The 26,274-nt window shown below is 70.4% G+C and carries 19 protein-coding genes; 8 read left to right on the top strand and 11 right to left on the bottom strand.

The window, feature by feature from the left end; translation table 11 throughout:
* Positions 1–4: 4 nt before the first annotated feature.
* From uxuA to eda, 3 genes are read right to left on the bottom strand one after another with little or no spacing between them, the layout of a single operon-like run.
* Complete coding sequence (gene uxuA / locus B7K26_RS12595; protein ID WP_084079542.1) at positions 5–1,225, bottom strand: mannonate dehydratase; 1,221 nt, start codon at positions 1,223–1,225, stop codon at positions 5–7.
* A 39-nt stretch (positions 1,226–1,264) separates the two neighbouring features.
* On the bottom strand, positions 1,265–2,368 hold the full coding sequence (locus B7K26_RS12590; protein WP_084079541.1) for a sugar kinase: 1,104 nt from the start codon (positions 2,366–2,368) through the stop codon (positions 1,265–1,267).
* Entirely contained in the window at positions 2,365–3,012 is a 648-nt protein-coding gene (eda, locus tag B7K26_RS12585; RefSeq protein WP_084079597.1) for a bifunctional 4-hydroxy-2-oxoglutarate aldolase/2-dehydro-3-deoxy-phosphogluconate aldolase, read from the bottom strand. The genes B7K26_RS12590 and eda overlap by 4 nt, the downstream gene beginning before the upstream one ends.
* A 234-nt stretch (positions 3,013–3,246) precedes the next feature.
* On the opposite strand from eda, the gene B7K26_RS12580 reads away from it, so the two are divergent.
* From B7K26_RS12580 to B7K26_RS12560, 5 genes are all read left to right on the top strand, one after another.
* On the top strand, positions 3,247–4,284 hold the full coding sequence (locus tag B7K26_RS12580) for a LacI family DNA-binding transcriptional regulator (RefSeq protein ID WP_143340709.1): 1,038 nt from the start codon (positions 3,247–3,249) through the stop codon (positions 4,282–4,284).
* Positions 4,285–4,385: 101 nt separating this feature from the next.
* Positions 4,386–5,786: a glucuronate isomerase gene (uxaC, locus tag B7K26_RS12575; protein ID WP_084079539.1), complete on the top strand. Its 1,401-nt coding sequence runs from the start codon at positions 4,386–4,388 to the stop codon at positions 5,784–5,786.
* Between the two features lie 53 nt (positions 5,787–5,839).
* Entirely contained in the window at positions 5,840–7,165 is a 1,326-nt protein-coding gene (locus B7K26_RS12570; RefSeq protein ID WP_234998818.1) for a mannitol dehydrogenase family protein, read from the top strand.
* Positions 7,162–8,028 (top strand): sugar phosphate isomerase/epimerase, encoded by an 867-nt coding sequence (locus B7K26_RS12565; protein ID WP_084079537.1) that lies wholly within the window; start codon positions 7,162–7,164, stop codon positions 8,026–8,028. The genes B7K26_RS12570 and B7K26_RS12565 overlap by 4 nt, the downstream gene beginning before the upstream one ends.
* A 197-nt stretch (positions 8,029–8,225) precedes the next feature.
* Complete coding sequence (locus B7K26_RS12560; protein ID WP_159449695.1) at positions 8,226–8,786, top strand: GNAT family N-acetyltransferase; 561 nt, start codon at positions 8,226–8,228, stop codon at positions 8,784–8,786.
* Between the two features lie 10 nt (positions 8,787–8,796).
* Here the strand turns inward: B7K26_RS12560 and B7K26_RS12555 are convergent, their stop codons facing one another.
* The 3 genes from B7K26_RS12555 to B7K26_RS12545 all read right to left on the bottom strand — a co-directional run bounded on the left by B7K26_RS12555 (position 8,797) and on the right by B7K26_RS12545 (position 11,455).
* The gene (locus B7K26_RS12555; protein ID WP_234998817.1) at positions 8,797–9,627 is read right to left on the bottom strand and encodes a hypothetical protein; all 831 of its coding nucleotides are present in this window, start codon (positions 9,625–9,627) and stop codon (positions 8,797–8,799) included.
* Between the two features lie 3 nt (positions 9,628–9,630).
* The gene (locus B7K26_RS12550; protein WP_084079535.1) at positions 9,631–10,530 is read right to left on the bottom strand and encodes an aldose 1-epimerase family protein; all 900 of its coding nucleotides are present in this window, start codon (positions 10,528–10,530) and stop codon (positions 9,631–9,633) included.
* Positions 10,531–10,591: 61 nt separating this feature from the next.
* Positions 10,592–11,455 (bottom strand): AraC family transcriptional regulator, encoded by an 864-nt coding sequence (locus B7K26_RS12545; protein WP_143340708.1) that lies wholly within the window; start codon positions 11,453–11,455, stop codon positions 10,592–10,594.
* Between the two features lie 90 nt (positions 11,456–11,545).
* Between B7K26_RS12545 and B7K26_RS12540 the strand changes: the two genes are divergently transcribed.
* The 3 genes from B7K26_RS12540 to B7K26_RS12530 are packed head-to-tail and all read left to right on the top strand — an operon-like array spanning position 11,546 to position 17,779.
* On the top strand, positions 11,546–13,909 hold the full coding sequence (locus B7K26_RS12540) for a beta-galactosidase (RefSeq protein WP_084079533.1): 2,364 nt from the start codon (positions 11,546–11,548) through the stop codon (positions 13,907–13,909).
* Complete coding sequence (locus B7K26_RS12535) at positions 13,906–16,833, top strand: DUF5107 domain-containing protein (protein WP_084079532.1); 2,928 nt, start codon at positions 13,906–13,908, stop codon at positions 16,831–16,833. The genes B7K26_RS12540 and B7K26_RS12535 overlap by 4 nt, the downstream gene beginning before the upstream one ends.
* Complete coding sequence (locus tag B7K26_RS12530; protein ID WP_084079531.1) at positions 16,820–17,779, top strand: hypothetical protein; 960 nt, start codon at positions 16,820–16,822, stop codon at positions 17,777–17,779. The genes B7K26_RS12535 and B7K26_RS12530 overlap by 14 nt, the downstream gene beginning before the upstream one ends.
* A gap of 32 nt (positions 17,780–17,811) precedes the next feature.
* Here the strand turns inward: B7K26_RS12530 and B7K26_RS12525 are convergent, their stop codons facing one another.
* The 5 genes from B7K26_RS12525 to B7K26_RS12505 form a co-directional block, all read right to left on the bottom strand.
* Positions 17,812–19,119 (bottom strand): hypothetical protein, encoded by a 1,308-nt coding sequence (locus B7K26_RS12525; RefSeq protein ID WP_084079530.1) that lies wholly within the window; start codon positions 19,117–19,119, stop codon positions 17,812–17,814.
* 194 nt (positions 19,120–19,313) lie between these two features.
* Positions 19,314–21,401 (bottom strand): alpha-galactosidase, encoded by a 2,088-nt coding sequence (locus B7K26_RS12520; protein ID WP_234998816.1) that lies wholly within the window; start codon positions 21,399–21,401, stop codon positions 19,314–19,316.
* A gap of 44 nt (positions 21,402–21,445) precedes the next feature.
* Positions 21,446–24,466, bottom strand: coding sequence for a glycoside hydrolase family 2 TIM barrel-domain containing protein (locus B7K26_RS12515; RefSeq protein ID WP_084079529.1), 3,021 nt, complete (start codon positions 24,464–24,466; stop codon positions 21,446–21,448).
* Positions 24,463–25,314 (bottom strand): carbohydrate ABC transporter permease, encoded by an 852-nt coding sequence (locus tag B7K26_RS12510; protein ID WP_234998815.1) that lies wholly within the window; start codon positions 25,312–25,314, stop codon positions 24,463–24,465. The genes B7K26_RS12515 and B7K26_RS12510 overlap by 4 nt, the downstream gene beginning before the upstream one ends.
* A complete protein-coding gene (locus B7K26_RS12505; RefSeq protein ID WP_084079528.1) occupies positions 25,307–26,254 on the bottom strand; it encodes a carbohydrate ABC transporter permease in 948 nt (315 codons plus the stop codon). The genes B7K26_RS12510 and B7K26_RS12505 overlap by 8 nt, the downstream gene beginning before the upstream one ends.
* Positions 26,255–26,274: the final 20 nt, after the last annotated feature.

Genomic DNA, 26,274 nt, shown 5'->3' with positions numbered 1-26,274 from the left:
TGTTTCACCTTCCGGTCTGCTGAGCATGGATGGCAGGGTCCGGCTCCGATGCCGCGTCGAGCGCGTGGTTGACGGCGAGCTCCACCCCACGTACCTCGGCGAGGCCCTTCATACGGCCGATGAGCGGATAGCCGGGGGCCGAGTCGCGCGTCAGGTCGTCCAAGATCCTGTGGCCATGGTCCGAGCGGATGGAGATCCGTGGGCCGTCGGCGCCCCGGCGACGCTCCTCGACCACCAATGCGCGCACCACGCCGACGATGTCGATGTCGCCGTCAATGTGGACGGCCTCGTGGAACGAGTCGGGGTCCTCCTCGCGGCGGGTCGACCGCAGGTGGGAGAAGTAGATGCGATCCGCGAACCGCCGAGCCATCTCGACCACATCGTTGTCGGCACGCACTCCGTACGAGCCCACACACAGGGTCAGGCCATTCGCGGGGCTGGGGACGGCGTCCAGAATCCACTGCGCGTCCTCCATCGTCGACACCACACGCGGGATGCCGAAGAGGTCGAACGGCGGGTCATCGGGATGGATGGCCATCCGCACGCCGACCTCCTCGGCGACAGGGATGACCCGCTCCAGGAAGTAGGCAAGGTTGTCGCGCATGGACTCGTGAGTCTGCCCGGCATACGCGGCAAGGGCGTCGCGGAACTCCTCCACCGAGTAGGACTCCTCGGCGCCGGGAAGCCCGGCGAGCAGGGTGGTGGTCACACGGTCGACCTCGTCCTGCGAGGCGGCATCGAGCCATGCTCGGGCACTCTCGAGTCGCGCTGGAGAGTAACTAGCCTCCGCGCCCTCACGCTCGAGGACCCACATGTCGAAGGCAGCAACGGCGTCTGCGTCGAAGCGCAGCGCGGTACCGCCGTTGGGAAGCGGCCAGTCGAGGTCGGTACGCGTCCAGTCCAGCGCGGGCATGAAGTTGTAGCAGACCATGTCGATGCCGCACTCCGCGAGGTGGCGCAACGTCTGGCAGTACTTGTCGATCCACCCGTCGCGGCCGGGGGCACCGCGGCGAATGTCCTCGTGGACGGGGACGGATTCGACGATGGACCATGTGAGCCCAGCGTCCGCGCACTCGCGCTGACGCTTCCTGATCTCGTCGACGCTCCACACCTCGCCGTTCGCGATGTGGTGCAGGGCAGTCACGACCCCGGTCGCGTCCGTCTGACGCACCTGCGACAGCGTCACGCTGTCTGCGGGCCCGTACCAACGCCAGGTCTTCTCCATCAGGTGATCCTTCTGCTTTCTTGTGGCCGATGCTGTGGTTTAGCGGTCGACGCGGGCGCCGCCGCCGGCGGCGAGCTTGTGGACCTCGGCCTTGGTGGCCATGGTCGTGTCGCCCGGGGTCGTCATGGCCAGGGCGCCGTGGGCGGCGCCGAGGTTGACGGCACACTCGAGGGTTTCGCCCTCGAGCAAGCCGTGGATGAGGCCGGACGCGAAGGAGTCGCCTCCGCCCACACGGTCCAGGATCTCCAGGCCATCCCTTTGGGTGGCACGCACGACGCCGGTGTCCTTGGACCAGGCCAGGGCTCCCCAGTCGTTCACGGTCGCGCTCTTCACGCCACGCATCGTGGTGGCGATGACCTGGAAGTTGGGGAACGCCTCAGCAGCGGCGCCGATCATCGACTCGAAGCCGGCAACGTCGAGCTCGGCGAGGTCCTCGTCAACGCCGGGGACTTCGAAGCCGAGGGAGGCGGTGAAGTCCTCCTCGTTGCCGATCATCACGTCGACATGAGGGGCGATCGCGCGGTTGACCTCCTGGGCACGCTCCTTGCCACCAATGGCCTTCCACAGACTCGGCCTGTAGTTCAGGTCGTACGAGACGACGGTGCCGTGACGGTGGGCGGCCTCGACGGCCGCGATGACCGTCTCGGCGGCCGTGTCGGACAGGGCCGCGTAGATACCGCCGGTGTGAAGCCACCGCACGCCCAGCTCACCGAAGAGGCGATCGAAGTCCACGTCCTGCGCGGTGAGTTGGGAGGCGGCCGTGTGGCCGCGGTCCGAGACGCCCACGGCGCCCCTGACTCCGAAGCCACGCTCGGTGAAGTTCAGGCCATTCCTGACCTGGCGGCCGATGCCGTCATACGCCTTCCACACCACATTGCTGATGTCGACTCCGCCGGCGAGGATCAGGTTCTCCACTAGATGCCCGACCTCGTTATCCGCCAACGCCGTGACGATCCCGGTGCGGTATCCGAACGCTCGAGCCAGGCCGCGAGAGACGTTGTACTCGCCCCCGCCCTCCCAGGCCGTAAAGGACCTGGCGGTGCGGATGCGTCCCTCACCGGGATCCAGGCGCAGCATCACCTCACCAAGCGACACAGCATCGAAACGGCACTCGGATGCGGGCTTCACACTCAGCACGGTCATACCAGGGCCTCCCTGCCCGCCAGCGCCACGGCCTGGGCCGTCAGACGCTCCACTTCGTCAAAGTCACCCGAGGCGATCAGGTCGCGCGGGACCATCCACGAGCCCCCGACCGCATGCACGGCAGGGATCGACAGATACTCGTGAAGATTCTTCGGCCCAATCCCCCCAGTCGGCACGAACCTCACGTCCTTGAACGGAGCCGCCAAGGCCTTCACCGCCGCGGCACCACCGGAAGTCTCCGCGGGGAAGAACTTCACCGTCGTCACCCCCAGCTCGAGGGCCGCCATCACCTCGGACGCCGTCACGGCACCGGGCAGCGCCAGCACGCCACGCTCGCCGCACCGCTCGACCACCGCACGTGACAGGCCGGGCGAGACCACATAGGAAGCACCGGCATCGGCAGCCTCATCCACCTGAGCTGCGGTGAGCACCGTGCCCGCACCCACGATCATGTCGCCACGCGCGGCCATTACCCGGATCGACTCCGCTGCAGCAGGCGTGCGGAACGTCACCTCCGCCACCGGCAAACCACCAGAAACCAACGCCTCGGCCAGACCCGAGGCATCGGCCGCGGCATCCAGCACCACCACCGGCACCAACCGATGCTCACCCAACCCGGACAGCACGTCACTCACACTCGCCATGCTTTCGCTCCTCATCAGCGTCCCCAACAGCCGCATCGCTGTTGATCTCATGCCGTCGCCGCACCGACCACCGATGCCAGCAAGCGTCGATGCTCGTTTGGCAACCGAATGCCATTAGGGTGGAACCGTACAACACCACGGCGCATTAATCACGCCGTGATGGTCCGTTCACGGATGGACAGGTAGGCGGTCGCAAAGACGCACCGGCTACCATTCGGGCTGACAGGAGGACTCATGACTGATGCCGCGGAGAGCGTTGCCTCTTCTGGCCGCCGCCGGAAGTCTGGCGCCGCCACCATCTACGACATCGCGGAAGCCGCGGGTGTGAATCCCTCCACCGTCTCGCGTGCCCTCAACCAACCGGGTCGAGTGAGCGCGAAGACCGAGGCGCGCATCCGTGCGGCGGCGGATGAGTTGCATTTCCAGATCAATCCGCTGGCACGCGCACTCCCCACGGGGCGAACAAACACGATCGCACTCATCGTCGCGGACATCACCAACCCCGTCGTGTTCGAGACCATCCGTGGCGCGGAACGGGCGGCGAGCATCGCGGGCTACACCCTTGTGATCTCGGAGTCTCAAGAATCGGGCGCCGTCGAGGCCAACACTGTCGAGCGCATCACCCCTGCGGTCGATGGAGTCATTCTCGGCACCACACGACTGCCCGATAAGGAAATTGTCAGGCTCGCTGAACGCAAGCCGTTGATCACCCTAAACCGCGAGGTAAAAGGCATTCCCCACCTGGCGAGTGACCCCTCACACGGTGCACAACAGCTCGTGGATCATCTCGACGAGTTGGGGCACCGATCCATCGCGTTCCTTGGCGGGCCCAGTAGGTCCTGGATGAGCTCACGCCGCTGGGAAGCGCTGCTCCACGCGGCCCGGTCGCACGGCATCGCGATCTTCGAGATCGGCCCACACTCGCCCACCCTCGCCGGCGGCGCTGCCGCGTTCGAGCGCGCGGAGGCCTCGGGCGCGACGGCAGTCGTCGCATACAACGACCTCGTCGCCATCGGCCTCATCCAGGAGGCGACTCGTCGAGGGTTGCGCGTTCCCGATGACCTCTCAGTCGCGGGTTTTGACGACATCTTCGCCGCCGAACTCATCACCCCGCCCCTCACCACCGTTCGCAGTGATCTGCGCGGCCTCGGTTCCGATGCAGTACGCCACCTCCTCCGCACCATCGGGGTCGGCGAGCCAGTGGATGGGACGGCGGATGTCACCACTGAACTCGTCGTGAGAGGCTCCACGGGCACCGTGCGCCAGAACTGACGCACGGGCGGTCGCCGAGCGCCACGCATCACCGCGCGTGCCCGAGCGTCTGGTTGGCAACCGATTGACAATCGATGTCGCACAGGGCTTGAATATCCCGTATGCCAATGACGTCTTCCCGCGATCCGGAGCGCCTTCTTCCCGCGGACCCTGCGACTCGGCGCATTGCCGCGAGGCTCCTTGCCGAGGTCGAGGCTGCACCGATCGTTTCGCCACACGGGCACGTGCCCGCCGCATGGCTTGCCGACGACACGCCATTTCGGGACCCGGCGGACCTCCTTCTCGTCCACGATCACTACATCACCCGGCTCCTCCACGCCCAGGGCGTCCCGCTCGCAGCGCTCGGAGTGGGCGGCTCGACGGTGGAGCCTCGCGAGGCCTGGCGCGCACTGTGCACGCACTGGCGCGCCTTCGCCGGGACTGCTTCGCGGATATGGCTGACCGACGCACTCGCCGACGTGTTTGGGATCGAGGAGACCCTGTCGACCGCCAATGCGGACGCCACCTACGACGCCATCGCCGACCAGCTTTCCCGGCCAGACTTTAGGCCAAGGGCGCTCTTCGAGCGCTTCGGGATCGAGGTGCTCGCGACCACCGACGATCCGCTCGACGACCTTCGACACCATCAAAGGCTCGCCGCGGATCCGACGTTCAGCGGCCGGGTTCTGCCTACCTTTCGCCCGGACGTGTATGTCGACCCTCAGGCGCCGCGGTTTGCTCAGAACGTCGCTCGGCTCGTGGAGTCAGTCGAGGCGCCTCTCACCTTCGCCGGGTACCTCGATGCGATCCGCAGTCAGCGTGAACGGTTCATCGCGCAGGGCGCCGTATCGGCCGATCATGGTGTCATCGACCCGTACACGACGACGCTGGAAGGTGTCGATGCGCAAGCGTTATTCGACGCCGCGGTGGCCGGAGAACTGAACGAGGCTCAAGCCCGCGAATTTCGGGGCCACATGCTCTGGCAGATGGCCGCGATGAGCGTTGATGACGGACTCGTCATGACGATCCATCCCGGGGTTCGCCGCAATCACCACACCGAGACGTTCCAGCGCTTTGGTCCCGACACCGGCCACGACATCCCACTTCGGACGGAGTACACCGACAATCTGCGCCCGCTTCTGCAGTCGTTCGGTACGGCTCGTGACTTTCATCTCGTGCTGTTCACCATCGACGAGACCGTGTTCTCGCGCGAGCTCGCTCCCCTCGCCGGCTTTTATCCCAGCGTGTACGTGGGTGCACCCTGGTGGTTCTTGGACGCGCCCGATGCGATGGCGCGTTTCCGAGGCGCCGTCTCGGAAACAGCGGGCTTCTACCGGACCTCAGGCTTCATCGACGATACGCGCGCCTTTCTGTCCATCCCGGCGCGTCACGACGTCGCTCGCCGCAGCGACGCGTCCTACCTTGCCAAGATCGTGGTCGAGGGGCGCCTGCCCGAGAGCGAAGCGGCCGAGGTGATGCGCGACATCGTCGGCGCCATTCCCCGGAAGGTATTCAAACTGTGACGGATTTTTCGGGACCCCTCATTGGCTCGCGACGCACGACGCCGATTCCGCCCGTGCGCATCGTTCATCTGGGCCTTGGCGCGTTCCATCGTGCACACCAGGCATGGTTCACCGCCCATGCGCGCGACTCCGAGCGGTGGGGCATCGCGGCCTTTACGGGGCGCGCACGATCCGCGGGCGACGACCTTGTCGCGGCGTTGCGTCGCCAAGACTGTCGGTACACGCTGACCGTGCGCGGTGCCGACGCAGATCAGGTCGAGGTGATGGAGAGCATTGTCGAGGTCCACTCGATCGCAGACTTCGCCACCTTTCTCGCACGCGTCGCGGCTCCTGCGACAGCCATCATCACCGTCACCGTGACCGAGAGCGCCTACCGCATCGACTCGTCGGGGGCTCTTCTCGACGACCCCGACGTGCGCCACGACCTCGCGGCGCTCAACAGTGGATCGGGAGCGCCCATCACCCCGCTTGCGGTGTTGGCCGCGGGGCTCGACGCACGTCGGCGCGCAGGCGGAGGCCCTCTCGCGATCGTGCCCTGCGACAACGTCCCCCACAACGGTGAGTTCGTCCGCGACGGGCTCAGGAACTTCGCCTCAGCAGCCTCGACCGACCTGTGGCCGTGGATCGAAGCGAACGTGTCGTTCGTCTCCACCTCGGTTGATCGCATCACCCCGCGCGCCACGCCACTCGGTCGCGACGTCCTCGAGGCGGACGCGACGCGTGATGCCGTCCCCGTGGTCACCGAGCCGTTTGCCAGTTGGGTGCTGAGCGGCGACTTCCCTGCGGGGCGTCCCTCATGGGAGGACGCGGGAGCGACGTTCGTCGAGGACATCGCACCGTATGAAGATCGAAAACTGTGGCTCCTCAACGGCGCGCACACCGCGTTGGCGAACCTGGGCCCAGCGCGCGGCCACGCCACCGTCGCGGACGCTACGCAGGATCCCACATGCCGTGACATCGTCGAGGGATGGTGGTCCGAGGCCATCCGTCACCTCCCCGCGGAGGTCGATGCGGCATCGTACTGCCGCGAGCTGTGGAAGAGGTTCGAGAATCCCCGAATCTTGCATGCGCTTGCCCAGATCGCGGAGGACTCACTCGCGAAGATCCGCGTCCGCGTCGTGCCCGTCGCGAAGCGCGAAATCGCCGCCGGTCGGTCCGCCGCGGGGGCCGCAGCAATCGTCGGCGCATGGGCTCAGGCGATGCTGGAAGGACGAGGAGCCCGGGACGCCTTGCACGACGAGATCGAAGATGCCATTGCGACGAGCGATCCCGTGGCCGCGCTGGTGGCGCTCGTCGACGCAAGCCTGGGCGCACAGTCCGGTTTCATCGGACTCGTGCGTCGGGCAAGCACCGCCCCTGCCGAGCGCGCGCACCAGTGACGCATCGTCCACTCACCGCCGTTCAGCAGATCCAGCTAGGAACGGTCGTCGGTTCCGAAAGGGGCGCGCGGGAGACCCTCCAAGCACTCGTCGATGCCGGGTACGACGGGATCGAGGTCAACGGCTTTCAGACGCGACCGACGCCATGGCTCGTGCGTGCGCTGACCCGGGCCGCTGGCATGCCTGCGGGGCGAGGTGGGCGGCTCCCGTGGCCGGCCCTCCTTGCGGAGTTCCCCCTTTCCGTGATCGCACTCCACGAATCGCTCGAGCGGATCGAATCCGACATTGACGCGGTGATCGCAGACGCCCGCGCGCTCCGCACCGAGCGGATAGTCGTCACGGGCATGTACCGCTTCGACTACACCGACCTCCAGGCGGTCACGAGCCTCGCCACGCGCCTCAACACTGTCGGCACACGCCTCGGCGCCCACGGGATACGGCTCGGCTATCACAACCACAACGTCGAGTTCAGGCGCTGCGAGCCCGGCGCCACGGCATTCGACGCACTGGTCGACCTCACGGACGCCGGCGCCGTGGGCTTCGAACTCGACTGCTACTGGGCCGCAACGGCCGGCGTCGACCCGCTTTCCCTCCTGGAGCGCCTGGGCCGTCGGGTCGAGCTCATGCATCTCACCGATCGAGGGAGCGTCCGACGAGGCACCTCGCTCACTCCTATCGACAAGTACGGTCCCGTCGAACTTGGCCGAGGAAACCTCCCGGTCGCGGCACTCATTGCCCAGGCGCGTGACGCTCACGTAGAAGCCGTCGTGGTCGAGACTCATCAGAACTGGATCGAGGATTCGCCTGTGCGGAGTTTCGAGGTCAGCGGCGAATACCTCCACGGGGTCCTCGCCTCGCTCTGACACACCCCGCGTATGCCGTGCACCCGTCAGCACAGCCGCGTAACTTCTCGGCTCAGCGAGCGACCGATCGGATGTACTATGTCACTACCGCCGACCACGCTGCGTGCTGCGCGGTCCCGATAAGTCACCTCTCCCAGCGCCGGCCGCCCGTGGATTCACGTCCTCGCAGGGTGCGCGCCGCATGCAAGACTTCCCGTATGACCGCCGCGCATACGATTCGCCCCGCCACAGCATCGGACGTCCCGGCGCTTGTCGACCTCGCCGCGGCGACCTTCCCGCTCGCCTGCCCGGCAAGCACGCCGCCCGAGGCCATGGCCGAGCACATCGCGACCAAGCTCAACGCCGACGTGATCGGCGGCTGGATCGCCGACCCCGCCCAGTTCGTCCTGGTGGCCGATGCAGGGGTCGCCGGCCGCCTGGACGGGTACGCCCTCGCGACGTTCGGCCCGTGCGGGGACCCCGAGGCCGCCCTCGCGCTCGAGGCGGCCGGGGCCGAGACCCACCTCATCCACGAGCTGTCGAAGATCTACGTGCGCGCCGAGGCCCACGGCGGCGGCCTTGCCGGCCGACTCATGGAGGCGGCGGTGTCCGCCACGCGGGACGCCCACGGCATCGGCGCCGTGTGGCTCGGCACCAACGACGAGAACCTACGTGCCCAGGCGTTCTACCGCCGGCACGGCTTCACGCAGGTGGGCGCGCGCACCTTCGTGGTGGGCGGCAACCGCGAGACCGACGTGGTGATGCTGCGGCGCGACTGACGCCGCGCGACTACTGCTTCTCCAGCATCTCCCGGTAGCCCTCGCGGTAGCTGGGATAGTCGAGGCCGCCGAGGAAATCGCGCAGGAGCCTGCCGTCGAAGACGTTGCCGGGGCCGCCCTCCTCGCCGCCGTCCGGCGGCGGCTCGACGCCCATCAGGCCCGCGATGAATCCGGTGACGTCGCCGAGCGGCGCGGGGGCGGCATCGACCGCGTGCAGCACGTCGGGGACCGTTCCGCCGCGCACCAGCAGGTCCAGCGCCCTCACCAGGTCGCTCTCGTGGATCCGGTTGGTGCGGGTGCGCGGGTTCACGGGCCGCGCGTCGCGCACCGTCCGCACCAGGAAGTGGCGGCCCGGGCCGTAGATTCCCGCCGGGCGGATCACGACCGCATCGAACAGGTCGATTGCCGCGAGTTCGCCGTCGTGGATTCTCCGCGCGCGCTCGCTGCGGGGCCGCGGGACATCCGCCTCTGTGATGGGCTGGCGTCCATCCCACCCCTCGAAGACGCCTGTCGAGGACACGAAGACGGTCCGCGGGGGCGTCGACGGCAGCGCGTCGCGAAGGTGGCGCAGCACCACGGGGTACCCGCGGGGATCGACGGACGGCGGGAGCGTGATCACCATCGCGTCGGCGGCCGGCAGCGACTGCGCCAGGGGCGCGGTGAGATCCGCCTCGACCGCCCGGACCGACGCGGGCAGGCCCGAAGCGTCGCGCCGCAGCGCGACCACCTCGCCGCCGTCCGCCATGAGCAGCGTCGACAGCCGCAGCCCCAGCTTGCCGCAGCCCACCAGCACGGTGCGCCGCGGTGCGCCGGGGCCCACGCCGCCCGGATCGACTGTCACGGCCTAGACCAGCCGCACGCCCCACGTGAGGGAGTGCGAGGCTCCCGGCTCGAGCGTGATGAGGTCGTCGCCGGTGCGGAAGGCGTCGGCGATGCAGGACATCGGCTCGATCGCGACGCCCGCGCGGCGGATGCTGTCCACGTGGTCGCCGGTGCAGATCTGCCAGGCCTTGGCCTCGGAGTCGGCCCAGATCTCGACCGTGGAGCCGTCGGCCCATCCCAGGCGCGCCCACGAGCGACCCTCGCCGTCCTGCGAGGGCGCCACCCAGGCGTCGTCGAAGCCGACGCCGGCGAGGGAGCGCGCCTCACGGATGTCGAAGGTGCCGGAGACGTCCACCGCGCCGGTGGGAAGCAGGCGCTCGTCGACCGTCACGTTCTGACCAGCGGTGAGCTGCAGCGTGCACGCGTCGAGCTCGGTGCCGCCGGGGGCGAACCAGGGGTGGAAGCCCACGCCGTAGGGCAGGGCAGTCGCGCCGACGTTGCGGGCCTCGGTAGTGATGGCGAGGCCGGCATCGGACAGCGTATACGTGGTCGCGAGCGCGAGCTGGAACGGATAACCCGGGCTCGGGGCGAGGTCGAGCGTGAAGGTGACCGACGCATCGGCCACCGACTCGACGGTCCAGTACTGGAAGGAGGCGAGGCCGTGCAGCGCCGTGCCGCGGTCGGGCTCGGACACCGGCACCTGCAGCTCCTCACCGGCGAACGTGTACTGGCCGTCGCGCAGGCGGTTGGGCCACGGGGCGAGGACCATGCCGGCGAACGCGGGAGGGAACTCGTCTTCGCCGTAGGGCAGGACCACGTCGCGGCCGCCCACGGTGTAGATCCGCAGCGCCGCTCCCAGCGAGGCGAGCGTGGCGACCTGGTCGCCGTGGGTGAGGGTGATCTGCTGTCCGGTAAGGCTCATGAGGCGAAACTACCGCGACGGGAGGCGCGCCGCGTGCGCCGCCCGTCCCAGGCCGCCGCCGCTAGCCCTTGCCGAGCGCCCGGTACGCGCTGGGACTGAGCCCATGCGCCCGCGAGAATCGGCGCGAGAAGTACAGCGGGTCCTCGTAGCCCACGGCAGCGGCAATCTCGCCGACGCTCATCTCCGTCCCGTCGAGCAGCCCGCGAGCGCGGCCCATCCTCAGCGAGGACTGATACGCGAGCACGCCGCCGCCGGTGGCCCCACGGAACAGCGCCCCCAGGTGCGACGGGGACACTCCCACGAGGGCGGCAACCTCACCCACGCTGACCGTGCGCGCCACGTTGTCCTCCAGGTGGCCGATGGCCCGCTCCAGCGGGCTGCCGGAGCCGGGGGTCACGCGGTCGGCCGCCACCTGCGCGAGCATCCGCCACGCGGCGCCCGATGCGGTGAGCAGCCCGGCGGGCGTCGCGCCACCCTCGAGCGCCGTCACCACCTCGTCCAGGAGGCCGATGACGCGCTCGGGTCGGTTGAGCCCGATCACCGGGCGGTCCGCGCCGGCGCCGGTCGCCTCGAGGAGCTCGTCGACGTCGGCTCCGCGCAGGTGACACCACCACAGCGTCCACGGCGCCGAGGGCGACGCCCCATAGCGATGCGGCCGGCCTGGCGGCAGCACCACCGCGTCGCCCGTGCTCACCGCGTACCGGCGTCCGGCGACCTCGACCCAGCCGGCCCCCCGCGCGCAGACCATCACGATCGCCTCGCGCGCCCCGTGCTCCCTGGTACGCCCATGCCCGCGAGCCTCGGGAAACATCCCGGCGTCGGTCACCACGAGGCGCCGGGTCACGGGACGGGCGAGCGCCTGCGTCACCTCGGGGCGAGGCACCACGCACAGCCGCTCGCGCGCGAACCCGTCGGGAATGGTCACGCTCCTACCCTGGCATGAACCATCGTTTTGTCCATACACCAAGCGCAAATCGCCATTCATGCCACCCCGCAATCTCCATAGGCTTGCCCCATGGCCACGGACGCATCACGGCCGGCGACGATGCCGGCGCACACCATCACGCTCGCCACCCCAGAGGCTCCGCGCCGGGGCCACCTACCCCTGGGCGAGGCCGCCGGCACCGCGGACCGCATCGAGGTCACCAGCCGCTCCGTGGAGCGTGGCGGCGCCCCCGCGTTCCCCATCACGGGCGAGATCCACTACTCGCGCCTTCCCCGCGAGCGCTGGGACGACGTTCTCGCCCACGCCAAGGCAGGCGGCCTCACCTCGGTGGCGACGTATGTCCTGTGGCAGGCGCACGAGCCCCGCGCCGGCGATTTCCGCTGGGACGGCAACCTCGACCTGCGCGCGTTCGTGCAGCTAGCGGGCGAGCACGGACTCGACGTGGTCGTGCGCATGGGCCCGTGGGCGCACGGCGAGGCCCGCCACGGTGGCTTCCCCGACTGGCTGCTCGCCCTCCCCGTCACCCCGCGCACCGACGACCCCGGCTACCTCGACCTGGTGCGCCGCCTCTACGGCGAGATCGTCGCGCAGCTGCGGGGCCTGACCCACGCCGAGGGCGGGCCGATCATCGCCGCGCAGATGGACAACGAGCTCTACGACCAGCCCGAGCACCTCGCCACGCTGCGCCGCCTCGCCGAGGAGGCGGGGCTCGCCGTCCCCCTGTGGACCGCGACCGGCTGGGGAGGCGCGCAGGTCCCGGACACGCTGCTACCCGTCTACAGCGCCTACGTCGACGGCTTCTGGGAGGACGAACAGACGGACTGGCCGTCATTCGCTCCCGTCCACTTCCACTACTCGACGGTGCGGGACGACCTCACGGTGGGTGCCGACCTGCGCGAGGCCCTCGACGGCGTGAGCGTCGCCGAGGGCGCCGTCACCCTGAAGGACGACTCCGCCGTCCCCTTCGCCACCTGCGAGCTGGGCGGCGGCATGCACGTCGCCTACCACCGCAGGCCGCTCGTCACCGAGCGCGACGTCGCGGCGCTCGCCCACGCCAAGATCGGATCGGGCTCCGTGTGGCAGGGCTACTACATGTACTCGGGAGGCACGCAGCGCATCGGCGCCGCGGGCACCCAGCAAGAAAGCCACGCCACCGGCTACCCCAACGACGTCCCCACGCGCACGTACGACTTCCACGCGCCGCTCGGCGAGCACGGCCAGGTGCGCCTCCACCACCACCTGCTGCGCCGCCAACACCTGTGGCTCCACACCGACGGCGCCGCCCTCGCCGCCATGACGAGCACCGTGGGCGGCGACGATGCCCTGCGCTGGGCGGTGAGGGCCGATGCATCACGCGGCTACGTCTTCGCCACCACCTACCAGCCGGCTCGCCGGCCGCTGCCGGCCGTCGACGACGTGCAGTTCGCGGTGACGCTCGCGGGAGACACCGTGACGCTCCCCACCGCTCCCGTGACGCTGCCGGCGGGCGTCCACGTCGCCTGGCCCGTGAACCTGCCGCTCGCTCGCCACACCCTGCGCTCCGCGACGGCACAGGTCCTCACGAGGCTCACGCTCGACGACGGCGACGAGCTGGTGGTCCTCACCGCCACCGACGGCGTCCCGGTCGAGCTCGTCGTCGCGGGCCCGGCGGCCGTCACCGGCCCGGCGACCGTCACCACCCACGGCGGCCACACCGTCGTGCGCCTCACCGCCGACCCCTCCGACACCACCATCGTCGACCTCGACGGCACGCGGCTGCTCATCCTCGACGAGGCCACCGCCAACCGCGCCTACGTCCTGGACGTGCTGGGCCGCGAGCGCCTGATCCTCGCCGACCAGCCCGTCACGGCATCGGCCGGCCACCTCGTGATCCACCCCACCGAGCCCGAGGCGCACCTCGCGATCCTGCCGGCCCCCGCGGACCTGGAGGTCGACGGCGGCGAGATCGGCCTCCAGGGCGCCGATGCGACCGGCTGGGCCCGTGTCACGGTCACCTCGGCCGCCGGACGGGTGCCGCTTGCGACGCCCGGTCCCCTCGAGGCCGACGCACCCTCCCCCACGCGCGGCGGACCCATGGACCGCCTCAGCGCCCCCACCGACTTCTCCGGGGCGGCGAGCGTCGACGTCGCGATCCCCGCGGGCGCGGTCGCCGGGGCCGACCGCGCCCTCCTGCGCGTCGAGTGGACCGGCGACGTGGGCCGCGCCCTCAGGGCCGGCGAGGTGGTGAGCGACCACTTCTGGCACGGCAGGGCGTGGGACATCGACGTCACTGACGGCGAGGACGTGACGCTCGAGCTGCTCCCCTGGAGCGACGCCACCGGCGTCTGGGTGGACCCGAGCATGCGGCCGGTGCCCGATGGGGTGAGCGTGCGCTCGCTCGCCATCCACCGCATCGGCCGCGTCACCCTCACCGCCACGGAGGCGAGCCGATGAACGCCGGGCCCGACAGCATCGTCCTGCCGGAGGCGACCGGCGAGCACGCAGCGACCCTCGCGGCTGGCGGCGCCGTCGCGTGGGAGGAGCCGCTGACCATCCGCACCTACGAGGCGGGCGAACCCTGCGACTACCCGCTCTACCTGGACCGACGCGTCTACCAGGGCTCGAGCGGGCGGGTCTACCCGCTGCCGTTCACGGAGTCGATCGCTGACTCCCCCGTCGCCCGCGACTGGCGCGCGGTGCACCTCGAGAACGCGTACGTCCGGCTGGTGGTGCTGCCGGAGTTGGGCGGCCGCATCCACATCGGCTACGACAAGACCACTGGCTACGACTTCTTCTATCGCAATAACGTCATCAAGCCCGCGCTCGTGGGGCTCGCGGGCCCGTGGATCAGCGGCGGCGTCGAGTTCAACTGGCCGCAGCACCACCGCCCCGCCACCTACCTGCCCGTCGAGACGGAGATCGAGCGCGACGCCGACGGCACCGTCACCCTGTGGTGCCACGACCACGACCCGTTCGCGCGCATGGCGGCCCAGCACGGCATCCGGCTGCGGCCCGACAGCTCCGTGGTCGAGCTCGCGGTGCGCGTCCACAACCGCTCGAGCGAGCGCCAGACCTTCCTGTGGTGGTCCAACGTCGCCGCGCGCGTCCACGACGACTACCAGTCGTTCTTCCCCGAGGACGTGAGGTACGTCGCCGACCACGCGCGCCGGGCGCTCACCGCGTTCCCCTCGGCGGACCGCCCGTACTACAACGTCGACTATCCGGCGCTTGCCGCGGAGCAGGAGGGCGTCGATCGCCTCGACTGGTACCGCAACATCCCCGTGCCCACCTCGTACATGATCGTGGACTCGCAACAGGACTTCTTCGGCGGCTACGACCACGCGGCGCGCGCCGGGTTCGTGCACTGGGCCGAGCGCCGCGTGTCCCCCGGCAAGAAGCAGTGGACCTGGGGAAATGCGCCGTTCGGGCATGCCTGGGACGACCAGCTCACGGATGGAGACGGCCCCTACGTGGAGCTCATGGCCGGCGTCTACACCGACAACCAGCCGGACTTCTCCTGGCTCCTGCCGGGCGAGACCAAGACCTTCACGCAGTCTTGGTACCCGATCCCGGGCATCGGCCCCGCGCACCAGGCGACGCCCGATGCCGCCGTCAACGTCAGCCAGGACGGCCCGCTGGTCGCGACGTTCGCGGTCACCTCACCGCAGGCGGGCGCGCGGGCGCGCATCCTCGTGGGCGGCGAGCCGGTGGCCGAGGCTCTCGTGGACCTCGCCCCCGGCGAGGTGGCGAGCCTCCGTGCCGACGTCTCGCGGGCCGATGCCACGGTGGAGCTCGCCGACGCCTCCGGCTCGCTGCTGGTGCGGTGGGAGCCGGCCCGGGTGGACGACGAGGAGCCGTGGATCGCCACCGAGCCGCCCACCCCCGATGCCACGGAGTCCGTGGACGAGCTGTACCTCACGGGGCTTCACCTCGCCCAGTACCGGCACCCCACCCGGTCCCCCGAGACGTACTGGGAGCGCGCGCTCGCGCGCGACCCCGGCCACGTCCCCACGCTCGTGGCAATGGCCGACCGCCTGTATCGCGCCGGTCGCTACGCCGAGGCGCTGGAGCGCGTCGAACACGCACTGGACCGCCTCACTCGCCGCAACGCGAATCCCGCCGACGCCGAGGCGTTCTACCTCGCCGGCCTGATCCTCGCCCGGCTGGGCCGCGACGAGGAGGCCGAAGCGGCGTGGGGAAAGGCCGGCTGGGACGGCACGTGGGCCGCGGCGGCGGGGCTCGAACTCTCGCGCTCGCTCGCGCGGCGCGGCCGGCACCGCGCGGCGCTGAGGGTGCTCGACTCGCTGGACGGGGTGGCGAGCCACGACGCCAGGCGCGCCGCCGTGCGGGCCATCGTGCTGCGCCGCCTGGGCCGCGCCGCCGAGGCGGCGGCCGTGCTCGAGCGCGCGCTGGACGCCGACAGGCTCGACGCGACGCTGCGCACCCTCGCGGGTCGCCCCGTGAACGCCGACCCCGGCACCCTCGTGGACGTCGCGCTCGACCTGGGCAAGGCCGGCGACGTGGACGGCGCGCTGACGGCGCTCGACGCCGCGGTGGTCCTCGGGCCCTCGGGAACCGGCACCGTCGCGCCGGTCGCGCACTACATTGCCGCCCGGCTCCTCGAACGCGCGGGTCGCGGCGACGAGGCCGCCGCCCGGCGACAGGCGGCGCGCGCCGCCGACCGGCGCCTGTGCTTCCCCTCCGGGCTGGACGCCCACGACGCGCTGGTGGCGGCCCTCGCGGCGGATCCCTCCGACGCCCCCGCCCGGGTGCTGCTCGGCATGCTGCTGTACGGCGCCGGCAGGCACGTCGAGGCGGCGCGGCTGTGGGAGGAGGCGATCGCGCTCGGGCTGACCGAGCCCCTGGTGCTGCGCAACGCAGGGCTCGCCGCGTACTGCGTCACCCACGACGACGCTCTCGCCTGGTCGCGCTACGAGCAGGCAGTGGCCGCCGCCCCGGGCGACGCGCGCCTGCTTTACGAGCGTGACCAGTTGGCGGCGCGACTGGGCCACCCGGCAGCGGCCCGCCTCACGGCACTCGAGGCCGTCCGCGGCCTGGTGCTGACCCGTGACGACCTCACCATCGAGTACGCCGAGCTCCTCACGGCCTCCGGCCGGGCCGACGACGCCCTCGCGATCCTCGAGACGCGCCCCTTCCACCCGTGGGAGGGTGGCGAGGGGAGGGCGCTCGGCGCGTGGGACGCCGCGAATGCGGTGCTGGGCCGCGGCATCGTCGATCCTCCGCGCAGCCTCGGCGAGGCGCGCCCGCGCTACGCGCCGCCGGCGCCGGTCCGCGAGGACGGGGTGACGGACTACTTCGCCACGAGCCTTCCCGACCTCCTGCTGTTCGTGCGCGAGGAGACGGATGCCCGGTCCTGACGCGGAGGTCCGCACCCTCGCGGCTCACGGCTACAAGGCCGTCGTGTCCTCGCTCGGCGCGATGCTCGCCGCGGCATCGTTCCTGGGAGATCCGCTCATCACCGCCGCGGAGCCGGGTGCCGCGGCACCCGGCGACTACCGCGGCGCCATGCTCGCGCCGTGGCCCGGCAGGCTCGCCGACGGCGGCTTCACCTGGCGCGGACGCCGGTACGACGTGGGGATCGACGAGCCCGAGCGGCGCACCGCCCTGCACGGCCGTGTCGCGGACAGGCGATGGCGGTGGCGGCTCGCGTCACCCGTGGCGGTGACGCTCGGCACCGTGCTGGGGGCCGATGCCGGCTACCCCTGGCGCGTGGACCTCGCGGTGACGGTGGCGGTCACCGAGCGCGGGGTCGTCCACACGGTGACCGCCACCAACCTCGACGACGAGGCGGCGCCGCTCGGGTGGGGAGTACACCCGTACCTAGTGGCGGGCGCCGGGACGGGCACGATGCCGGGCCCCGGCGCCGCCGACGGCTGGGCCCTGGCCGTGCCCGCCGCGACTGTTGCGGCGGCGACCCCGGAGCGGCTGCTGCCCGGGGGCATCGGCCATGTGGGACCCGGTCTCGACCTCCGCGGGGGACGGCCGCTCGCGGGCCTCGCCCTCAACCACACCTACGGGGACCTGGAGCGGGACGCGAGCGGGAACGCGCGGGTCGCCCTCGACGGCCCGGCCGGCACGGCGGTCGAGATGGAGATCGACGCCGGGTATCGCTGGCTGCAGGTCTACACGGCGGACGAGGCCGCGGGCGCCGACCGGCGCGCGAGCGTCGCCGTGGAGCCCATGACCTGCCCGCCCGACGCGCTGAACTCCGGCATCGGCCTCATCGTGCTCGAGCCGGGGGCCACGGCATCGGCCGCCTTCACCCTGCGAGCAGGGAAAACGCGACGCGGCCGCCGCCCCTGAAGCGGCGACGGCCGCGCTGCGCGGGTGACGGGTTAGCCCGTGACGCCCACGATCTCGTTCATGGTGACGCCGACGTCGGCCGACTTCCACACCTCGCCGCCCACGTAGTCGACGATGTGGATCTCGCCCGTGGCGGGCTCGGTGACGTAGGCCATGCCGTCGAGGGCGATGAGGGCCGGCTGGGCCGACTGCCACTCCTCGGGGACCTCCCACGCGTCGATGACGTCGATGGTGGTCTGGAGCGAGCCGGACTCGTCGAGCACGCGCAGGGTGCCGTCGGTGCCCAGCACCAGCAGCTCGCCGTCGTCGCCGCGGCCGAGGCCGCGGAAGGTGTACTCGGCGCCGGAGCCGTCGAACGGGTCGACAGCGGTGATGGTCTCGGCGGCGGTGTCGATGACGGCGACCTGGGTGAGGGTGCCCTCGGGGTCGGTCTTGTAGTCGCCGAGCACCACGTCGGAGCCGTCGGCGGAGAACAGGTTGCCCGAGCGCGCGTACCCGGCGCCGCCGTCGAGCTTGTGGACGTGGTCGTCGTGGAAGACGAGAGCGCCATCCTCGCAGCCCACCATGATGAGCTCCTCGTCGGAGGCGTTGACGAAGGCGGTCTCGCCGTGGACGCCGGGGCACTGGTCGGAGCTGACGATGGTCTCGCCGTCCTCGTCCAGCAGCATGGCGCCGGTGCGGGCGTCCTCGTTGCCGATCGTCACGAGCATGTCGCCATCCTCGGTCGCGACCGCGACGCCGTGGTGCGCCTCATCGGCCGTGTACTCGGAGACCACGTCGAGGTGGCCCTCCTCGACCATGTGGGTCCACTCGTCGGACTCGACGACGGTGACCTCGCCGGTGCCGTCGTCGAACAGCGCGGTGAGGCCGTCGTGGTTGACGACGTGGCCGGGCGTGGTGGCCTCGATGGTGAGCTCGGTGAGGGCGGGCTCGGAAGTGAAGTAGTGCGAGTGGTCGCCGTGCGCCTGCGACCAGGTGCCCGCGTCGAGGATCTGGAATCCGCCCGTGGTCGAGACCGCGACGTGGCGGCCGTCGCCGGCGTCGTTCAGGCGGTTGAAGCCGGCGAGCTCGATGTCGGAGACGGTCTCGAGCGTCGAGGCGTCCAGCACCACGATGCCGCCGTCGTAGGTGGCGACGAGGCGCGGGGTCTTGGCGGCGTTCTCGGTCGCGGCGGCCTCCTCCGCCTCGTGGTCGTGGTCGTGCTCGTCGTGGGCCTCGGCGGTGGCCGATGCGGTGGCGGAGGTCTCGTCGGCGGCGTCGGTGGCGCAGCCAGCCAGGGCGAGCATGAGCACGCCGGCGCCCGCGATCAGGGCGGGGCGCTTCAGAACGGTGTCAGTCATGGTGAATCCGGCGCGGGCGCCGGCCTCTCTCGTGAAGTCGGGGAGTGTGACCGAGGCTCGCGTCTGCGGTCGCCTCGGTCTCCACGGTACCAGAGAATGATAACGGTTATCGTTCTGCGTCGATGACTAGTTGATTTTGGTCAAGTAAGGGGTCTTCGTTGACCAAAATCCACCAGTCGGGGAGGGGGAGGAAACTAGATTCGCTCGACGACGACGAGCAGCGCCTGCTCGGGGCGCAGGATCGGCGGGCGCAGCCCCACGCGATCGAGCGCGGCGCCCGTCGCCTCGACGCCATCCATCCACGCGGGCGCGACCTTCTGGATGGCCTCGGCGGGGGCGAACTCGTGCGGGCGCACGCGGTAGCGCGCGGCGGGATCCAGCCCCGGCAGGCGGAACGCCGCGGGGGACGTGCCAGCCGCCGGCGTGACCTGGACGTACGCGAACAGGGCGGCCGAGGCATCGGACGCCACCACTCCGTGCACCACGGCGCCGGGGTCCGGGTGCTCGACCCGCACCACGCGACCGCCGTGCAGCAGTGCCCGATGCTCCCGGTAGAAGGCCGTCCAGCCGGTGAGCGCCTCGAGCTCGGCATCGGTCGCGTCGAGCAGGTTCCACTCGATGCCTGCATGCCCGAAGAGCGCCGTGACCGCGCGCAGCTGGATCCCGTGGGTCCTGCCCGTGGTGTGGGAGGTGGTGGGGCCGATGTGGCTGCCCAGCATCTCCGGCGGGATCACCAGCGAGGTCCACCGCTGAATCTGCTGGCGCTCGAGCGGGTCGTTCTGGTCAGAGGTCCAGAAGCGATCCGCGTGGAACACCATGCCGAGGTCCACGCGTCCGCCACCCGAGGCGCACGACTCGATCTCGAGCCCGGGGTGACGGGCCTTGAGCTCGTCGAACAGCCGGTAGATCGCGAGGGTCTGCTCGCGCGCCGCAGGGGTGCCGGCGTGGCCGGCGTCGGTGAGGAAACGGTTGTGATCCCACTTCAGGTAGTCGATGCTGTGCTCGCCCACGAGCGCGCTCACGGACTCCAGGACGTGCGTGTACGCCTCGGGGTTGACGAGGCCGAGCACCAGCTGCTGGCGCGCGAGGGGAGGCACCCGGCCGGGGACCTGCAGGATCCAGTCGGGGTGGGCGCGGTAGAGGTCGGAGTCGGGGTTCACCATCTCGCCCTCGAACCACAGGCCGAACTGGAGGCCGAGGCCGTGGACGTGCTCGGCCAGGGGAGCGAGCCCCGTGGGCCACGCCTCGTCCGAGACCACCCAGTCGCCCAGGCCGCTCGTGTCGTCGCGGCGCGATCCGAACCAGCCGTCGTCGAGCACGAACCTTTCGACGCCCACCGCGGCGGCGCGGTCCGCGAGCCGCGTGAGGGTGTCGAGGTCGTGGTCGAAGTACACGGCCTCCCACACGTTCAGGGTCAGGGGCCTGGCCGATGCGGCACGGCCCGGCCGCGACCGCAGCCACGCGTGCGACGCGGCCGAGAGGCCGTCGAGGCCGGCCGATGAGTACAGCGCCGCCACGGTGGGTGCGGCGTACGTGTCGCCGGGCGCGAGCTCGGCCTCGCCCGCCTCGAGCAGTTCCCCGGCACCGAGGGCGCCGCGGCCGCGCACGTCGCGCTCGGCCAGGTGGCGGATGCCCCCGCTCCAGAGGACTCCCAGCGCCCACACCTCGCCGCGCTCGGTGGTCGCGTCGGGGGTGAGGGCGCACTGGACGACGGTGTGGTCGTGGCCGGAGCGCCCCTCCTGCCCCTCGCGCAGGCGCAGACCCGGCGCGAAGGGCAGGCGCTGGGGCTGACGCTCCAGCAGCCAGCGGCCCGAGAAGTCGAGCGTCTCGGTGGCGCGGTCGGGGACGGGAAGCCAGGCGGACAGCTCGTCGAGGCTGTAGTCGCCCTCGCCGGCATTGGTGAGCGCCTGGTCGATCAGCAGCACTCCCTGGGGCGTCATGCTCAGGGTGAGGTCGAGCGTGAGCCCGGCGGCCGCATCGGCCATCCGCACCACGGCGCGCGAGCCCTCGACCGCGACCGCCTCCACCGCAAACAACGGGGAAAACGCTCCGCCACCGCGGTGGCCTCGCAGGGCGGGCCGGCCGGTGAAGCCGCGGGCGTTCTCGCGCAGCATGCCGGGGTCGGCGAGATCGTCGAGGTCGGCGCCGGGCACCGCACCGGCGGTCAACACGCGCAGGTCCGCGACCTCAACGTCGCCCAGCGGCGCACCCCAGTGGAGCACCACGGGGTAGCCGGGCGCGAGGTCGAGGACTACCTCGACCCCTGGCGCGGACAGGCGCACGGCGCCGTCGACGAGGACGGCGCCGTGCGAGGCGGGGGCGGCGCTCAGCGCAGCACTCCCTGGAATCCGAACGTGAAGGAGAGGCTTCCCGTCGGGACCCGGTACTCGGGGTGGGTCATGGCACCCCAGGACTGGTCGCCGCCCGCGCCGCGGCGCATCAGTGCCGGACGCAGGACGGTGCGGTGGATGGGCGGCAACTCGTTCGGGTGGCGGGCGTTCTCCACCTCGTACGGGCTCCACGGCAGCGCGGACAGCTCCATGCCGTCCACGCTATCGAGGCGTAGGCCAAGGCCGGCGTCGCTCATCACCTCGGCCCACCGCACTCCCGTGTGGCTTCCCGACTCCTGCGGCCGCACGTACGGCGTGAGCTGGTCGCGCACATCGGCCTCCCAGCGGCCCAGGCGGGCGCCCCCGCGACGGTCCACGTAGGACTCGTGCGGACCCTCGCCGTACCAGGTGAGGTGACGCAGGTCGGCGTCCACGTCGATCTGGAAACCCATCTCGGGCGCATCGGGAAGACCCTCGCCGGGGCGCAGGTCCACCGTCACCTCCACGCGGCCGTCCCCGAACACGCGGTACGTCACGTCCACCTCGCTCACCGGCACGGTGGGCAGGTCGTAGAAGTAGGCGATCGACACCGAGTCATCGTGGCGCGTCACGGTCGGCTTCTCGTGGCCCTCGCGACGCTTGCGGTAGCGGCTCGCGAGCAGCCACTGGCCGTCGCGGAACGGCATTCCCCAGCCCCGCTCGTTCGACGTGGGGGCGTGCCAGAAGCTGGGCTGCGGCATGTCGCGCAGCAGCTCGTGACCGCCGTCCGAGGTGCGCCCGTAGCGGTACGAGACCAGCCCGCCGTGCAGGCGGGAGAAGAGCACCGAGAAGTGCGGCCCGTGGACGCCGACGTTGTGCGTCGACTCGACCACGCGAGGGGCCGATGCGGTGGTGACCACAGCATCGGCCGTCCCCACGACCGCCTGCTCCCAGCCGATCTCGTAGCCGGCCGGGGCCCACGACGCGGAGCGCACCAGGCGGTACGACACCTCGACGGTGTGCTCGCCGGACGCGGGCACCGCGAACGGCAGCGGGTACGAGCGCGTCTGGCCCGCGGGGACGTCGATCGCGACGCGCTCCTCGCGCAGCGTGACTCCCTCGCGCGCCAGGGTCACGATCGCCTCGACGTCGCCGGTGCCCGTGAACAGGCGGCGGCTGCGCACCTGGAACTCGCCATCCCCGATGACCGTGCGCAGCGGCTGGTAGAGGTAGCGCACCTCCTGGTACGCGGGCGTGGTGGTGCGGTCGGCGAAGACGATGCCGTTGGCCGAGAACTCCGCGTCGTGCGGGGCCTCGCCGTGGTCGCCTCCGTACCCCAGGAAGTCCACGCCGTAGCGGTCCGTCAGCGGCAGGGTCTGGTCAACGAAGTCCCAGATGAAGCCGCCCTGGAACAGCGGGTCGGACTCGGTGAGGTCCATGTACTTGTCGACCGCGCCGAACGAGTTGCCCATCGAGTGAGCGAACTCGCACAGCAGGAACGGCTTGTCGCGGTGGGTGCGCAGGTGCTCTTCGACATCCGCCGCGAACGTGTACATCTGGCTGGTGATGTCCGTGGTCTGCGGGTAGCGCGGATCCCAGTGAACGCCCTCGTAGTGCACGGGACGCGAGGGGTCGGTGGAGCGGAACCAGTCGCCCACCTCGAGCAGCACGGAGCCGCCGAACGACTCGTTGCCCAGCGACCAGATGACGATGCTCGCGTGGTTCTTGTCGCGCTCGAACATGCTCGCGGCACGGTCCATGAGCGCGGCGCGCCACTCGGGGCGGTCGCCAGGCAACGCCTGCTCGACCGTGAGCTCGCCGTACGCCACCTTGTCCCACATGCCGTGGGTCTCGAGGTTCATCTCGTCGATGACGTACAGGCCGATCTCGTCGCACAGCTCGTAGAAGGCGGTCTGGTTGGGGTAGTGGCTGGTGCGCACCGCGTTGATGTTGGCGCGCTTCATGATCCTGAGGTCCTCGGCGATCTCCTCGCGCGTCACGACGCGGCCGCGGGGGCCGAACTCGTGGCGGTTGGTGCCGTAGAACACCACGCGCTCGCCGTTGACCTTGATCTGGGCGTCCTCGATCACCACCTGGCGCAGGCCGATGCGCTGAGGGATGACCTCGGCCACCTCGCCGGCGCCGTCGAGCACCTCGACGGTGAGGTCGTGGAGGTACGGGTCCTCCGCGCTCCACAGCCGCGGCTCGGCGAGCGTCGCCGTGAGGCGACCCGAGGCATCGGCCGACAGTTCGGTGCCGTCGCCCAGGCGAGCCCTGACGCTTCCCACGCCCTCCCCGCAGCCCTCGATGCGGACGTCGAGGGCGACGGTCGCGGTGAGGCGGTCGGGCGCCACGGACGTCTCGAGGCGCAGGTCCTCGGCGTGCGTGCTGGGACGGCGATACAGCGTGACGTCGCGGAAGATCCCGTGGAAGCGGAAGAAGTCTTGGTCCTCGAGCCACGAGGCTGCCGTCCACCGGAACACCTGCACCGCCAGGCGGTTCTCGCCGTCGACGAGGTGCTCAGTGAGGTCAAACTCGCTGGGGGTGAACGAGTCCGTCGCCCAGCCCACGTACGCGCCGTTCAGCCACACTGCCACGGCACTTTCGGCGCCGTGGAAGGTGACCGAGACGCGCTCGCCGTCCGCCACGGGGCGGTCGAGCGTGAACGGCCTCACGTAGCTGGCGACGGGGTTGAACCGCGTGGGCACCTGGCCCGGCTCGAGGTCCTCCGCGCCATCCCACGGGTACTGCACGTTCGTGTACTGCGGGCGGTCGTAGCCGTGCATCTGCAGGTGCGCGGGCACGGGGATGTCGTCCCAGCCGTCGACGTCGTAGTCGGGGCTCTCCCAGCCGTCGATGACCATCGTGGGGTTCTTGGCGTGGTGCACCTTCCACAGGCCGTTGAGGCTCTGCTCGAAGGAACTCACGCCCGTCGCCGCCTCGTCGGCCGAGGCGAACCAGCGGTGGTCGCTGTGAGCCTTCCTGCGGTTCTCGTGGACGTACTCGGGGTCGGTGATGCGGGTGATGTCGAAGGTCACTTGACGACTCCAGTGAATCCCGCGACGAACGACCGCTGCAGGACAAAGAAGATGATGATGGTGGGAAGCGAGGTGATGAGCACCGCGAGCATGAGCGCGCCGTAGTCGACCACGTAACCGCCGGTGAAGTTCGAGATCAGCATCGGCATGGTCTGGTAGTCGGGGTTCACCAGGATGACCTTGGGCCACAGGAAGTTGTTCCACGCGGTCATGAAGGTGATGACCGCCGCGGCAGCGTAGGTGGGCTTCATGGTGGGCACGAACATGCGGAAGAAGATCGCGACCTCCTTCAGCCCGTCCAGGCGCGCCGCCTCGATGATCTCGTGCGGGAAGCTGCGGGCCGACTGCCTGAACAGCAGGATGAGCAGCGGCGTCGCGATCGCGGGGAGCACCACTGCCCAGGTCGAGTTGATGAGGCCCGCGTCCGCGAAGAGCTGGAACAGGGGGATCATCGTCGCCGCGAACGGGATCATCATCGCGAGCATGAGGACCCACATGAGGCGGTCCTTGTTGGGCGAGTGGTAGACCTCGAAGCCGTAGCCGGCGATCGAGCACACCACGAGGGCGAGCACCGTCGTCACCACGGCGTTGATGATCGAGTGGTACATCGCCGAGCCCACGTCCTGGAACTCGGTGAGCGACTGCCAGTTGGCCAACAGGTTGGTGCCGGGCAGCATGCTCGAGGCGAGCACGTCCTGGGTGGTGTTGGTCGCGGAGACGACCATGAAGTACAGCGGGCCGATGGACAGCAGCGCCACGATCGACAGGAACACGTACTTGGGCACGCCGCGCCAGCGCGCGGTCGCTCGGGTGGGCGCCTTCGCGGGCGCCATGGCCACGTCAGTCACGCTTGTCACCGACCTTCATCTGGATGGCGGCGAGCACGGCCACGATGATGAGGATCACGTAGGACAGCGCGGCGCCGTAGCCGAAGTTGGGGTTGTTCTGGAAGGACACGTCGAACAGGTAGTGCGACATCGTCATCGTGGTGTTCGCGGGCCCGCCACGCGTCAGGTTGTACGACTCGTCGAACATCTGGATGGTGCCGTTGGTCGACATGATCACGGTGAGCAGGATCATCGGCTTCATCTGCGGGATGGTCACGGAGAAGAAGGTGCGGATGGGGCCGGCGCCGTCCATCTTGGCGGCCTCGAGCGTCGTGGGATCGATGTTCTGCAGCGCCGCCAGGTAGAAGATGACGTTGAAGCCCGTCCAGCGCCACAGCAGGCCGAGGATGATCACCAGGCGGGCGGTGTCGGTCTCGCCTAGCCAGTTGATGGGCCCGTCGATGAGGCCGATGCCGAGGAGGGCGTCGTTGACCAGCCCGTCCGTCGCGAAGATGGTGCGGAACACCAGCGAGTAGGACACGAGCGAGATCGCTGCGGGCACGAAGATCGCGGTGCGCCAGAAGCCCTTCCAGCGCAGCTTGGGGTTGTTGAGGATGTTCGCGAGCACCAGCGCCGAGATCAGCATGATCGGCACCTGGATCACCAGGTACAGCAGCGTGTTGGTGAGCGTCAGCCGGAAGATGTCGTCTTCCAGCATGCGCGAGTAGTTGAAGGTCAGGGGGTCGGCCCAGTCCAGCGCGGAGCCGCGGCCGGTCTGGAACGACAGCAGCAGGGCCTGGAACATCGGCCAGAACATCATGAGGCCGATGAGGGCGGCGGCCGGGATGAGGAAGGCCCAGCCGGTGAGGCTGCGGCGGCGGGCCGCGGGCGACAGTTCGCGCTTGGCGCCGCCCTTGCGCTTGTCGCGCGAGGGGCGCTTCTCGAGCGCCACGGGGGTCATCGTTGACACAGGGATCTCCG

Origin of the sequence: Demequina sp. NBRC 110057, assembly GCF_002090175.1 — a bacterium.
Taxonomy (GTDB): Bacteria; Actinomycetota; Actinomycetes; order Actinomycetales; family Demequinaceae; genus Demequina.
The sequence above is the reverse complement of the archived record's forward strand: the minus strand, read 5'-3'. Positions and strand labels throughout refer to the sequence as shown.

Bases quoted from the DNA above. Each gene is read 5' to 3' on its own strand.
- uxuA (WP_084079542.1), bottom strand. From the start codon at position 1,225: ATGGAGAAGACCTGGCGTTGGTACGGGCCCGCAGACAGCGTGACGCTG.
- B7K26_RS12590 (WP_084079541.1), bottom strand. From the start codon at position 2,368: ATGACCGTGCTGAGTGTGAAGCCCGCATCCGAGTGCCGTTTCGATGCT.
- eda (WP_084079597.1), bottom strand. From the start codon at position 3,012: ATGGCGAGTGTGAGTGACGTGCTGTCCGGGTTGGGTGAGCATCGGTTG.
- B7K26_RS12580 (WP_143340709.1), top strand. From the start codon at position 3,247: ATGACTGATGCCGCGGAGAGCGTTGCCTCTTCTGGCCGCCGCCGGAAG.
- uxaC (WP_084079539.1), top strand. From the start codon at position 4,386: ATGCCAATGACGTCTTCCCGCGATCCGGAGCGCCTTCTTCCCGCGGAC.
- B7K26_RS12560 (WP_159449695.1), top strand. From the start codon at position 8,226: ATGACCGCCGCGCATACGATTCGCCCCGCCACAGCATCGGACGTCCCG.
- B7K26_RS12550 (WP_084079535.1), bottom strand. From the start codon at position 10,530: ATGAGCCTTACCGGACAGCAGATCACCCTCACCCACGGCGACCAGGTC.
- B7K26_RS12540 (WP_084079533.1), top strand. From the start codon at position 11,546: ATGGCCACGGACGCATCACGGCCGGCGACGATGCCGGCGCACACCATC.
- B7K26_RS12535 (WP_084079532.1), top strand. From the start codon at position 13,906: ATGAACGCCGGGCCCGACAGCATCGTCCTGCCGGAGGCGACCGGCGAG.
- B7K26_RS12530 (WP_084079531.1), top strand. From the start codon at position 16,820: ATGCCCGGTCCTGACGCGGAGGTCCGCACCCTCGCGGCTCACGGCTAC.
- B7K26_RS12525 (WP_084079530.1), bottom strand. From the start codon at position 19,119: ATGACTGACACCGTTCTGAAGCGCCCCGCCCTGATCGCGGGCGCCGGC.
- B7K26_RS12505 (WP_084079528.1), bottom strand. From the start codon at position 26,254: ATGACCCCCGTGGCGCTCGAGAAGCGCCCCTCGCGCGACAAGCGCAAG.